The sequence below is a fragment of the Micromonospora sp. NPDC005305 genome, from assembly GCF_040607315.1.
In the GTDB taxonomy this organism is placed as follows: Bacteria; Actinomycetota; Actinomycetes; order Mycobacteriales; family Micromonosporaceae; genus Micromonospora.
The window spans coordinates 50,398-62,725 of sequence record NZ_JBEXGL010000030.1; the positions used below are offsets into that span (position 1 = coordinate 50,398).

The window sequence follows — 12,328 nt, forward strand, 5'->3', positions numbered from 1 at the left end:
CGGTCGATGGGTGATCGAGGATGCCGGCCGGCAGGCGGAGGTCATCGCAATGCCGGCCGCGGGCCGGGCCGGCACCCGGCCGGACACCATCGTGGACGGCGGCCGGCTGGGCGGGCTCACGTATCGGGCCAGCAGCCAGCGCGGCCTCGGTCATCAGGAGGTGGGCACACCGCGACAGGACGCATATCTGGTGCGACCCACCCCGGACCGCCGGTGGCTGGTTGGCTGCGTCGCCGACGGCGTATCCGAGGGCAAGCTGTCGCACGAGGCTGCCGACATCGTCTGCCAGGAGACCACCGTGCGCCTCGCTCGTGGCCTGACCGGCCTCAATCTTGACCGGGGACCAGAGGCCTGGGCCGAGCTCGTGTCCCGGTGGCCGGAGGTCGCCGCGGCGCTGCCCTGGTCGCAGATCGTCCAAGCGGCGAACGCCGCGCTGCGACGGGCGGCCAAGACCGCCGTACGCCAGGGCCTGGACCGCGCAGGTGACGCGGCCGGCCTGGCGGAACTGGAAAGCAGCTGGGACGATGCCAGCGCGCGCAAGGTCATGTCGTCCACCGCCGTGGTGTTCGCAGTCGGCGCAGCCGCGGCAGCCGATGGCGGTCACCCAGCCGTGGTAGCGGCCGTCGCTGGCGACTCCGCCGCGCTTCTGCTGCACGGCAACGAGTGGGAGCCGCTGAGCGCGGTTAAGAACGACGGCGTCGAGATAGCCACCACTGCGGTCAGCCCACTGCCCGGGCCTGTCCGGGCCGCGCCGCAGGCTCGGATTCTGCAGCCGGGTCAGGCCCTGGTCGTGATCACCGATGGCCTCGGTGATCCACTCGGATCCGGCGGTGGTGTAGTCGGCCGCTTCCTGGCGACGATGTGGCGGCAGCCGCCGGACATCCTCTCGTTCGCCCAGCACGTTGGGTTCTACCGCAAGTCGTTCACGGACGACCGGACGGCTGTGGCGATCTGGGTGCAGCGGCCATGACCGACGAACTGGTGATCCGACGCCGCACGCTGGGCAGTCTCGAATTCATCGGCCGGGGCGGCACCGCTGCGGTGTATGGGCTGCCCGACCTGCGGCCGGAAAGCCTCGGCGTCGAGGCGCCGCAGGGTCTGGCGTATAAGGAGTACTCGCCGAAGACCCGCGCGCGGGCCGGACCGGGTCTGGCACCCGGCCTGCAGGCGATGGTTGGGGTGCGCAGCCGGCTCGCGCCGGCCCAGCGGGCCCGGTGGGACGAAAGGGTCATCTGGCCGGTACGCCTCGTCGTCGACGACCACGGGGCTGCCACCGGCATCGTAATGCCGTTGATTCCACAGCGCTTCTTCCAACGTGTCACGCCGCGGTCCGGCGGAGTCATGTCGGTGCCGCGAGAGGCGGAGAAGCTCTTCGGCGACGTGGAAACAATGGAGCGGATCGGCGTCGCACCGGTGACCCAAGAGGTACGGGTACGACTGATCGGTTGCATCGCGGCGACATACGCCCTGATGCACTACGCGGAGGTGGTGATCGGCGACATCTCCGGCCGCAACCTGGTCTACGACCCGGACCCGGTCCGGCCCGCGGTACTGGCCTACGACGCGGACAGCGCGCGTCTCACCGGGAGCCGCTCGCCGTTCGGCAGCCAGCCGCACACGCCGCGCTGGGAGCCGCCCGAGGCACTGGCCGCCGCACGCCGCCACCGCGAGTCGTACGGCACCGTCCATCCCGATGCCATCGTCGCGCAGAGCAAGAGCACGGACGTCTACAAGTTCGGCCTGCTCGTGGTCCGGATCCTCGACTACGGCAAGGGACGGGCGGTCAACCGTGACCCTGCCGCCGCCACACGAGTCCTTCGCCGGGCGGGCCATGAGCGGGCCGCGCGGCTGCTGGTGCGCTCGTTGGCGGAGCAGCCGGGCGACCGCCCGACTCTGCGGGAGTGGTACGAGGCACTCCGTCGGAATCGAGCCGTGCCGAACGATCTGCCTCCAAGGCCCGGCGGGCCGGAGGCGCCGAGAGGATCGACGGGGCCCCGCGGCACCAAGGGGCCGCATGCACCGGAGGATCCTCCACCGGCCGAGACCGAGCGGCTGGTGGACGGCACGGTCATCGGCAGCTGGGTGTTCCGCGCAGAGAGCGGCTGGCATCGGCGCGATGGCTGACGACCGAACCCGCTGGTGTCGCAGCTGCGGCAGCGACCCGACCGCGAACCAGGTGTGTTCCGTCTGCGGCACGCCGCTCGATCCACCCGACGACGGCCCAGAGCGGATCGGACGCGTGGTGGTCCGCAAGCGACTGATCACCCGGCTGGCCATCGCAGTGGGCGAGCGAAACGACGACGTCCTCGTACTGGAACACGGCGAGGCCACCGTGGCGGTCCCTGCCGAGCAGTTCGACCGGCTTCCGTCCGTCGAATCCGCGTCGGCCGGGGTGCGCAGCGCCGCCGGCCGGCTCTGGGCCGCGCTCGGCTGCGCGGCTGTCGCGAAAGCGCGCTGGTCCCCGGAGGCGGTCGCCGCCGCCGCGCTACGGCTGGCTACCACCACCTTGGGCGCTCGGCGAGCCGCGGCGATCGATTTGATCACCCTCGGTCGTCCCCTACCCGCCGGCCTGGATCTGTCCGACACGGAAATCGCCTGGTACCGGGCGCACATCGCCGCAGTGGCAGGCGATGTGCCGGCTGCCCTGAAACAGTTGCGTATCCTTCCGCCCACACGGTACGTCCCTCGCGTGGGCCTGCTGCTGAGCCGGTTCCCGGACCTGGAGCGGGACCCGGACTGCGCGGCGAACGCGGTAGCCCTGCTGACGCCCCTCGTTTCACGGTCGCTCGACGCCATGGCGCTGGTCACGGCGCTCGACCCGGCTGCAACGGACGTCGTGGAGGTCGCGGCCCGCTATTGCGAGGCAGTTGGGCTGGCCCCCGCCGACGGGCCGTACGCCCGAGCGCTCGCCGCGTATCGCGAAGGACTGGCCGGTGTGCCTTCGGCGGTCCCGGCTCAGATCCTGGGCCTGCTTCCGGTTCCGCTACTGGATCGGCTCATCACCGCCGGGGCGCTCACCGAGGTGCCGCCGGGCCTGCCAGCAGCGGCGGCCACGCATTTGCGCTGCCGGCTCGCGCCTGAGCAGGTGGACGACGAGACGCTCATCGGGGCCGGTTTCGCCGCGGAGGCGGCCCGCCGCGCATACCTCGCGGGTGACACCGCGAGGCTAGCCGGATTGCCAGACGGCGACGAGGCGGTCCGCCATTACCGCGCGTTGCGGGAATACGTGGACACCGGCCGGTTGCGCGAGGAAGACCTTCGCCTCGACGCGCGCGCCGTCATCCGGCTGACCGATGCTGTTGCGATCGACTTCGCGGGACGCCGGTCGGCGCCGGAGCCGGTGGCAGCCGATCCGACCACCTGGCCACGCCTGTGGCGCAACGCCATGCTCGGCAAGGTGACGGTCGCCGCCGACGTCCGGCAGAGGCATCCCCAGTTCGGGCTGTGGCTTGACCTGTGCGGGCTTTACCCGGACCTGCAGGCCGGCCGGTGGGCGGAGGCGGCTGAGACCGGACGGACGGTGGCACGAGACGCGCACGACCCGCGCACGCGCGCCGAGGCACTCAACCTGGCCGCGTACGCCCACTGGCGGCTTGGACGCGGCGAGGAGGCGCTGCAATTGTTGGACCGAGCTCTGACGATCCGTCCCGTCGCCGATCTGGCCGTCAACGCGGCACTCATCGCCGAGGAGAGCAGCTACCTCGCCGCCCTGCCGTACCTGGCCCGGACAATGCAACTGGCGCGCGCCGATCACCTTCGGCGGTCGGCGGTCCAGCGGGCGCTGGACCTGTGGCAGGCATACGGGCGGCGCATAGAGCTCCCCGCGACGCTAGGTGCCATGATCCGGGCAACGCTGACGGGCCCGATCGACGACGACGGGCTGCACCGGCGGCTGCTCCTGCTGGCACTGCAGCACGATGGCTCCTGGCTGCTACGGACCACCGTGACAAGCAGCGGACAGGTCCAGGCGCTCACCGCGCGCTACTACCGGTCCCGGGCGGCGCTGGAGGAGCAGCGGTCCACCACCACCCTGGCCCAGACCGCCATAGAGCTCGGCACGCTGTGGACACTGCCGGCCCGGCCCGACTGGGCGGATGCGGAGCGAGACTGGCTCGCGGCGACGATCGACGAAATCCTCGCGGAGGAACCTGCCGCGTCCGTCGATGCTCTGCCCGCTGTCGAGGAACTGATCCGTCATGAGGTGCTGGACCTCCCGGGCCGGATACGGTTCGGCGCTCGCGCGGCGGTTCGCATTATCACACAGACCGAATGGTCACCTGCCCAGCAGAGCCCGTCGGTCGCCGAACACGCCCTGGTCACCGCCGTGACGACCTACCGGCGGCGACGGGGCGAACTCGACCCAGCCGAGCTGCGGGCGATCAACGAACTCCTCGGCGATCGGGTGGAGGAGGCGACGGTCGCGGTCGGCAACGCAGCCATCGAGTTCTTCAACGGCATGGTGAAGAGGTGGCGAGAGTTGGAACGCTCGGCCGGGGTGACATGGCAGGAGAACCAGCCGAACATGACCGAACGCCGCGGCCTCGTCAGGACGCTGCGCGCCCACGTCGAGCGGTGCGAGCGGTATCTCCGTCTGACTCGTGAACTCCCTGTGCGGGCCGAGGTCGTCCGCTGGCTGAATTCGTTCGTCGACGAGTGCCGGAGGCAGCTCCCGCCCATGCTGCGGCACGTCGCCTAGACGGGAGCACCCCATGGAATCGCGCAACCCGTATCTGATCCTCGGTATCCCGTTCGGTACCGGACGTGCCGAGGCGAACAAGGCTTTCGCCCGCCGCATGAAGTCGCTCCCGGCCGACGCCGCCGAGGCCGAGACCCGGAAGGTGGATCTCACCTGGGCGCTGCAGCGCATCGACCAGGGGCCGCGACAGCCTGACGCGGAGGTGAGCCTTTACCGCCTGCCCGCAGACCCGGAGGCCGGCTCGGTCGACGGCTCCGGGGTCTTCGCCCCTCCCGGTGAACCCTGCCCGATCGGCGACGCAGCGTTCGTCGATGCCTTGAACCAGGTCCGAATCGCCGCCGCCCGGGAGCGCCTGCGGCAGCTTCTGGGATACCGCTCCGCCCGTACCACACCACCCACTCCATGATTGGGAGGCCCGGAATGACCGCTTCGTTCGGTATCGACTTCGGCACCACGAACAGCGTCCTGGCCCGGACCACGGCCGAGGGCACGGTCACGGTCCCGCTCGAACGCCGCCTCCCGACGGCCTGGGCGGACCACGGGCTCAGCCGTGTGCTGCCCTCGGTGATCGGTTTCGAGAACGGCAGGCCCGCGTTTGGATGGCCGATGAAGCTGCGGAGCCAGGGCCGAGTCGAGGCAGTGAAGCGTCTCTTTGCGACCGATGACAGCGTCGAGGTCGATGGGCGGCACCTACGCGTGGAGGAGGTGGCGGCGCTCTTCTTCCGGCGCATCCGGGAGCGCGCCTCTGCGGAGACCGGCCTACCCCTGGACCAGGCGGTGGTGACGGTCCCCGCGAACAGCCGGGGTCGTGCGAGAGTGCGGACCAAGATGGCCGCCGCTATGGCGGGCATCGAGGTGCTGGCTCTGATCAACGAGCCCACGGCAGCTGCTATGGCGCATGCGCGGAAGATCGGGCTGGACGAGAGGATCCTGGTCTTCGACTGGGGCGGGGGAACGCTTGACGTGACGGTACTGCAGGCCGTCGAAGGCACTTTTATCGAGCAGGCGTCCAAGGGAGTGCAACGACTCGGCGGCCTGGACCTCGACGCGGCGTTCCTCGCGTGGCTCCGGCCGCAACTGCCCGGCTCGGCCGACTGGAAGCCACCACAACGGGGGCAGTTCCGGCTCAACCTGGAGCTCGCCAAGATTCAACTTTCGAAGCAGGCCGCCACCGAGGTGGCGCTGCCGACCGGCCGCTTCGCCCGCATCACACGGAGGCACCTCGAGACGGCCATCCGGCCCCTCATCGAGCGCACCCGAGGCCCGCTCGAGACCTGCCTGAGCGAAAGCCCGGGCCCGATTGACCACCTCGTGATGGTGGGCGGCAGCTCGCAGATCCCTGCGGTGCGGCGGTTCGTGGCCGGCGTCGTCGGCGTTGAGCCGGACGAGGCGGTGGATCCGATGACGGCGGTTGCCGAGGGCGCGGCTGTCGCGGCCGGGATACTGCGGGGCGAGATCACCGATCTGAACTTTTTTGTCGGCACCGAGCATGCCCTGGGCCTTGTCCTCCGCGATCCGGGTACCGGCGGACCGACGTTCGCCGAGGTCATCGGCCGGAATACCAAGTACCCGGCGAGTTCCACAGAGCCGTGCATACCGGTTACTGACTACCAGGAATCCGTCGCCGTCACGGTGATCGAGGGCGACCCAGAAATGCCGATCGGTCACGAGGACAACGTCGCGCTCACGACGTGGCAGATCAGGCTGCCGGAGCAGAGACGCCGGGCGGAGGCTACGCTGGACATCACGTACCGGTACGACGTGGACGGCATCCTGCATGTCCGGGTGGTCGACCGACGTACTGGCGCCGTGCTGATGGACGAGCGGCTCCATTTCGGCATCGACGTCGACGAGAAGCAACTCGCTGAACAGCGCCGGTGGATCGCCGAGCTGATGCCGGACCCGGACTGAAGGTCCGCCCTGTCGGGCGCTGACGGAACTCCGGCGGATGTGGTGTGGGTATCCGAGCTTTCCTCGGCGCCAGCGTCGCCTCAGCTCATGTAAGGGACTCCGGTGCTTGATCAGCCCGGTGGTTCTGGGGTTGCATGAGCATCCCGGTTGGTCCCGGTGGGTGGCGTTGAGTGCGGCTCTGAGGGTCCGGCCTCGTACGCCTGATTGCCACTGCTGGTCTGACCACGGGTGCCCCGGATGAGGGAAGTGGGCCGACCCTGTCGAGGTCGGGTCCGGTTGCAGCACATGAGTGGGAGCCGTTGTCAGGACGCCCTGCCTCCTTGGGACCGGGGTCGCTAACACCAAGCGCGCTGGCAAACGGAGGTAGCGGGCGATACCCGCACCGTCGACGGCGCCACGAACCGTCCTGCGCTGGCTGGGACATGAGCAGCCGACGCTGCGGTGCCCGCGCCGATGAGCCGTGCCCAGCCGGGCGGCATCCGCAACGTACGGGACGCCATGAATCCCGGTAGTGCGCAATAATGCCGCCGTGACAACCACGGCGTCGGCGACCGAAACACGCGGCATCTACGACGGGTTCGAGGGATACCGAACACCGACGGATGATGATTACCGATTGCTGCTCACGCAGGGATTGGTCGTGCTGGACACCAACGTCCTGCTGAACCTGTATCGGTATAACGCACAGACCCGGACCGACCTTGTTGCGGTGCTCAACAGGCTGGAAGATCGCCTGTGGGTCCCCCACCAGGTCTTGGTCGAGTTCTGGCGTAACCGGGAGTCAGCCCTTCGAGACCTACAGGAGACCGGCGACAACACCGTCGAAGCGCTAGGCGACCATCTTCAGCAGTCGATCAACGTTTTGCGGACGTGGGCCAACCGGGTCGCGCTGTCGGCGGAACGACGCGTCGAACTACAGGAGCACCTTGATCTCGCGTTCAACACCGTCACGGAGGCCATCAAAGGGTTCGTTGCCGAGGAGGCGCTCGGTCAAGCCCTGAACACGAACAACGACCCTGTCATCCAAGCGCTGGAACCGGTGCTCAAGGGCCGAGTAGGCAGCCCGATGACCGCCAAGGCTCGAACTGAGGCGATCGAGGAAGCCTTGCGGCGGATCGGCGCAGGCATTCCTCCCGGATTCAAGGACAAGAACAAGACGGACGAGTTGGCCGCTGGCGACTACTTGGTCTGGAGACAGCTTCTCGACGAAGCAGGCCATCGCAAGCATGACGTGCTTCTGGTAACGGGCGATGTCAAAGACGATTGGTGGCGCAGAGATCGAGGTCAGTCGAGAGGCCCCCGCCCCGAGTTGGTAGAGGAACTGCGCCACCATGTCGGGGTGCGGCTGTTCATGCTGCGACCAGAGAGTCTGCTCCTACACGCGCGCGATGTTCTTCGCGTTGATGTTCAGGAGGAGTCCGTTCAGGATGTAGAGCGTGTTGACCGGGTCCTCTTCTTGACGGGGTGGACACAAGAAGCCGTCCAGGAACTCCTAGCCAGACTCGACCTCCAGGCACCCGTCCAGGCGATGGCGATCCGCTTCGCAGCCGAGCACAATGGGTTCGTCAGCCGCGAGAACGTCTACGAAATCGGCCGATACAACGAGGGCCGGATGCTGCGTGGCTTCACCCGCCCAGCCAACCGCATCGCACAGGAGCTCCGGGACGAAGGTATCGCGGGCGAGGGCACCCTGGACGTCCTAAAGGCCGTCTATGATCCGGCATTCAGCTACGTACAAGCGAGCGGCTTTGAGATCCCTCACGATCTGGTACCGCTCGTTCGAGATCTGTCTGACCTTGACTCTTGACCTGCGTGAGTAGGTGTGTCACGAGGCCTTGGGTCAGTCGTTTGACGGTAGGACTCGTCGGGGACACGGGGTCCGACACTGTGCCTCCTCGGGTTCGCCCAGCCCAACAGGATGCACGTAGGCAACTACCGGGTGCAACCACCTGACGGAAGATAGACATCTACCAGCGGGCACCCATCAGAGATAAGCGCTGGCGAACTTGTCGCCGAGCACTGGCGTCCCGCCGCCGCAGCTGGCGGCAGCGCCGCCATGCCGCCACCCGGCTGGCCCTGCTACCCGATCCTGCGGGGTTCAGCGCGGATCACGCCCACACGACGGGCTCAAGATCGGATGCCGACAGAACCTGCTTGAGATCTCCGGTCAGCGTGGCGGTGCCGCGACACTGGCCCGGCTGATGAGGGTCGGCATGACGGCCCGGTGCAGCACGCCGCCGTCATCGGATCCGAGCTGCGCGACCAGCAGCTCGAAACTGGCCCGCGCGACCGCGTCGAAGTGGGGTCGCACCTTGGTCAGCGCTGGCATGAAGTACGCAGCCTCCGGCACGTCGTCGAAGCCGACGACGCTAACGTCCTCCGGCACCCGCCTGCCGTGTTCCTGGAGCCCGCGCATTACGCGTGCAGGTGGAGCAGCCCCGGCAGCAGGCCAGCGACATCCGGTCCCCGCAGCGTGAACGTCACGCTGCGGGGACCCGCTCCTTCTCGACCCCGTCCAAGGCGGCGGGGGTGATCGGTCGAGCTCGTGCCCGGCTCTTGCCGATCACCTACGGTCGGAGAGGTGGAGGTGCTGCTGCGCGGCGGGCCGGGTGACGGCGAGGTGGTGTCCGGCGGAGGGGAGACGGTCGTGTGGCGGGCCTGCTTGTACGAGATCACGCCGGAGCTCGCCCGCCGCAACGGGCGTGATCTTCGGGTGCACCGGCACCGCCCGGACTGCTGCGAGCCCTACGGCCGGGGCGCGGAGGACCGCTGCGAGTAACCCTTCGCAACGGGCGCGCGAGGCCACTCGCCATCCGATCCCCACGCCTGATCGAACGTATGTACGATCGCGGGGTGCAGGAAGTGGTACGGCGGTGGTGGAACGGCGTCTGGGGGCGCCTGACCCGGCGCGACGTGTGGCTGGTCCGCGAGACGCGCTGGACGGTGATGGCCCGGTCCGGGGACACGGAGTCCGGAAAGGTACTGCGCTGGGAGTTCGACTCGGAGCCACAGGCCCTGGAGATGGTTGATCGCCTGCTGCGCGCCGACACCGCCGGCCAGTGGCGGGAGCAGGACCGCGGCACTCCCCCGCCGGGCACCGGCACCGGCGAGGAGCGGCGGGCCACATAGTTGACGATTATGGGTGCGACCTGGTGCCCCAGACCGGGGCTCGAACCTGCGACACACGGTCTAGGAATGGTGTAGCGCCTGCTCCACAAGGCCACTTGTTTCTAAGGCAACCCAACGTATGCCAGCGTTGCCCTTGATCATTCCACGCATGTTCCGGATCTAGCTCCCGCAGCATGGGGCAGGTGCTCGTCAGTGATCAAACGAAGCTGGGATGGCTCTCGCTGCCCTTGGACTTGACTCTGCCGTGTTTGATTAGGTTGTGAGAGAGGCGCTGTTCACCCTGGCCGGCACCGCGCTCGGCATCCTTGGCACGCTTGTCACCGATTTCAGTAGGTCGAGGCAAGGGGATCGGCGGGAGCGTCGCGAGTCTTTGAGGTCTGCCTGCGCAGCTTTCGCTGCTGCTGTCACGCGTATGCGGCAACTCTGCATTGATCATCACCTTACAGCGTCCGACCATGGCTGGGAAGCGCGCATGAGCGAAGCACATGCCGAGGCGAGAGCTCAGTATGAGCGAATCAGACTAAGTACCGACTCAATGAAGGCTCAAGAGGAGGCGCGATACGCACTACGGTATGCCATTGGACTATGGCGGCAGGTAACGGGCCTACCGCTGAGAGCTGATGAGAAGCATCGTCCTCCTCTTCAACAGCTTGAGGACAGATTGTTGGCGCTGTACGTCGAAGTTCGCTTGGAGTTGGGCGTTCCGCATGCCCAACGCGTGTTTCCAGAGCCCGAAGAGCTCCGCAACCTGCCCCGTCAGAACGCTGGAGGGGCGTCGGCGGATCAACCGCGGCCCGCAGTGGTGGACGAGTAGCTGTGTTTGGAGCCCTTCCCCGTCCCAGCGAGGAGGAATAGGGTCGCGACGGACCTCCCACCCCGGATGATGCCGGCGCAGCTCATACACCAACGCCTCCATCTCCGCCGACGCCTGATGCACACCCTTGAGGACGACGGGACTGGTTCTCCAACCCGATCAGGCCCAGTCACGAAGCCTGCTCCCGTGCACGCGGAGGTGATCCCGCAGTCAGATGGCAATCCTGTCGCCGCTCAACTGCTCGCCGCGCAACCGCGGGTGATCCGGTCTGCGTGCGGGCGATGTCCTGGTCAGTGCCCCGCTCCCCCGCGCTTCGGGGGTGTTCCACATGACCGACGTATTCGCCGGCGTACTGATAGTTGGAAGCCGCCGACGAGGGATCAGGGCAACCCGCGAGAGCCGACGGTCACGTACCGGCATCACCGCCGGACGGCGCAGAGTCACTTCCCCCTGCGAGCCGGACATACACGTACTCGGATAGTCCTGAACGTGTCGCCGGTGGCATTGCCGTGAGACGATCAGTTCCAGCGTGATGACGGAAGGCGATCTAGGCCGGTGGCCTGCTGGTCATGATCCACTTTCTCCGCAGGAGAGGTCTCTTTCGTGCGACAATCATGGCGCCTGCTGGGCGCTTGGCTTGCTTTGGCTATAGGCGGAGCCGCAGGTGTCGGTGGCACGGCACTTGCATCAGTGTGGTTGTCCGCGCCGCTTGCGGCATTGACAGGCGGAGGCATCGCAGCCGTATCCGGAGTCGCGGCCGGTCGCGCAAGTAAATGGATTGACCGCCAACGCACGCTCCGGCGAGAACTTCCTGACCGCATTGCTGTGCAAGATCGGACCGGAAGACTTCCGAGGGTTGGCGACGTCACGAACCCAATCGTGCTTGGCGTCCATCCGGCTGAGCCCCGCTCCGAAAATTCGCAAGGGACCCTCGCTGATGTTACCTCCTACATCCCGCGAGACATCGATAAGGCGCTCAGGGAAGCAATACACCGAGAACCGCTCATCGTTGTCGTGGGTGAGTCGACCGCAGGGAAATCTCGGGCGGCATTCGAAGCGATCCGGGCGGAATGTCCGGACCATCTGCTTGCCGTTCCGTCAGGACGAGAATCGCTTCCCGCAGTCGCGGCTCAAGTAACTCATTCGCGTCGCTGCGTCCTATGGCTTGACGACCTCGAGAGGTTCATGGGACCAGGCGGCCTGACCTTGGCGATGGTAGCCAGCGTCACGACATCAACGCGAGGGCACACCACCATCGTTGCGACACTACGCACCCCCGAATACGAACGCTTCACTTCGCGAGCGGAAGATTCTCTCGATGACCAAGGCCGCGCTTTCTGGCGAGCCAGCCGAGACATTTTGCGCGGTGCCTGCATCATCCCGCTGGACAGGTTGTGGTCACAGGAAGAACTCAAGCTTGCGGCGTCCTATGCTGAGAAGGATCCACGAATAGCACTCGCGCTGAAGCACGCGAAGACGTTCGGCGTCGCGGAGAGCCTCGCCGCAGGTCCCGAACTTCTGAGCGACTGGCGTAACGCGTGGGCACCAGGTACCCACGCCCGCGGAGCGGCGCTTGTGGCTGCTGCCGTCGACTGCCGTCGAGCCGGACTGAGCGACCCGGTCCCCCACGACCTGCTGCTGGAGTTGCACCATCACTACCTAGCCGCCCGCGGCGGACCCGCGCTTAGAGCGTGTTTGAGAGGGACTTGATCAGGTCCAGATGAAGGTGCGCTTTGCCTGCCGTCGGGCTGGTCGGCCGCGGGTGATGCGGCGGGTCA

General features: G+C 67.5%; 9 protein-coding genes. 8 read left to right on the forward strand and 1 reads right to left on the reverse strand.

All coding sequences use genetic code 11. From position 1 onward, the window contains the following. The first annotated feature begins 10 nt into the window (after positions 1-10). The 6 genes from ABZS80_RS30425 to ABZS80_RS30450 all read left to right on the forward strand — a co-directional run bounded on the left by ABZS80_RS30425 (position 11) and on the right by ABZS80_RS30450 (position 8,414). Positions 11-970 (forward strand): protein phosphatase 2C domain-containing protein, encoded by a 960-nt coding sequence (locus tag ABZS80_RS30425; protein ID WP_355061252.1) that lies wholly within the window; start codon positions 11-13, stop codon positions 968-970. After that, entirely contained in the window at positions 967-2,124 is a 1,158-nt protein-coding gene (locus tag ABZS80_RS30430; protein ID WP_355061254.1) for a hypothetical protein, read from the forward strand. The genes ABZS80_RS30425 and ABZS80_RS30430 overlap by 4 nt, the downstream gene beginning before the upstream one ends. Beyond that, the gene (locus ABZS80_RS30435) at positions 2,117-4,696 is read left to right on the forward strand and encodes a hypothetical protein (protein WP_355061256.1); all 2,580 of its coding nucleotides are present in this window, start codon (positions 2,117-2,119) and stop codon (positions 4,694-4,696) included. Before ABZS80_RS30430 ends, ABZS80_RS30435 begins: the two co-directional genes overlap by 8 nt. Positions 4,697-4,709: 13 nt before the next feature. Further along, a complete protein-coding gene (locus tag ABZS80_RS30440; RefSeq protein WP_355061258.1) occupies positions 4,710-5,102 on the forward strand; it encodes a hypothetical protein in 393 nt (130 codons plus the stop codon). Between the two features lie 14 nt (positions 5,103-5,116). Continuing rightward, positions 5,117-6,607, forward strand: a complete 1,491-nt coding sequence (locus tag ABZS80_RS30445) for an Hsp70 family protein (protein ID WP_355061260.1) — start codon at positions 5,117-5,119, stop codon at positions 6,605-6,607. 529 nt (positions 6,608-7,136) lie between these two features. Then, complete coding sequence (locus tag ABZS80_RS30450; RefSeq protein WP_355061262.1) at positions 7,137-8,414, forward strand: PIN domain-containing protein; 1,278 nt, start codon at positions 7,137-7,139, stop codon at positions 8,412-8,414. Positions 8,415-8,774: 360 nt separating this feature from the next. Here the strand turns inward: ABZS80_RS30450 and ABZS80_RS30455 are convergent, their stop codons facing one another. Then, on the reverse strand, positions 8,775-9,023 hold the full coding sequence (locus tag ABZS80_RS30455; RefSeq protein WP_355061264.1) for a substrate-binding domain-containing protein: 249 nt from the start codon (positions 9,021-9,023) through the stop codon (positions 8,775-8,777). A gap of 165 nt (positions 9,024-9,188) precedes the next feature. Between ABZS80_RS30455 and ABZS80_RS30460 the strand changes: the two genes are divergently transcribed. Next, a complete protein-coding gene (locus ABZS80_RS30460) occupies positions 9,189-9,386 on the forward strand; it encodes a hypothetical protein (protein ID WP_355061266.1) in 198 nt (65 codons plus the stop codon). A gap of 74 nt (positions 9,387-9,460) precedes the next feature. After that, on the forward strand, positions 9,461-9,736 hold the full coding sequence (locus ABZS80_RS30465) for a hypothetical protein (protein WP_355061268.1): 276 nt from the start codon (positions 9,461-9,463) through the stop codon (positions 9,734-9,736). The last annotated feature ends 2,592 nt before the right edge of the window (positions 9,737-12,328 follow it).

Coding starts and splice junctions, on each gene's coding strand:
- ABZS80_RS30430 (WP_355061254.1), top strand. CDS start 967: ATGACCGACGAACTGGTGATCCGACGCCGCACGCTGGGCAGTCTCGAA.
- ABZS80_RS30435 (WP_355061256.1), top strand. CDS start 2,117: ATGGCTGACGACCGAACCCGCTGGTGTCGCAGCTGCGGCAGCGACCCG.
- ABZS80_RS30445 (WP_355061260.1), top strand. CDS start 5,117: ATGACCGCTTCGTTCGGTATCGACTTCGGCACCACGAACAGCGTCCTG.
- ABZS80_RS30440 (WP_355061258.1), top strand. CDS start 4,710: ATGGAATCGCGCAACCCGTATCTGATCCTCGGTATCCCGTTCGGTACC.
- ABZS80_RS30455 (WP_355061264.1), bottom strand. CDS start 9,023: ATGCGCGGGCTCCAGGAACACGGCAGGCGGGTGCCGGAGGACGTTAGC.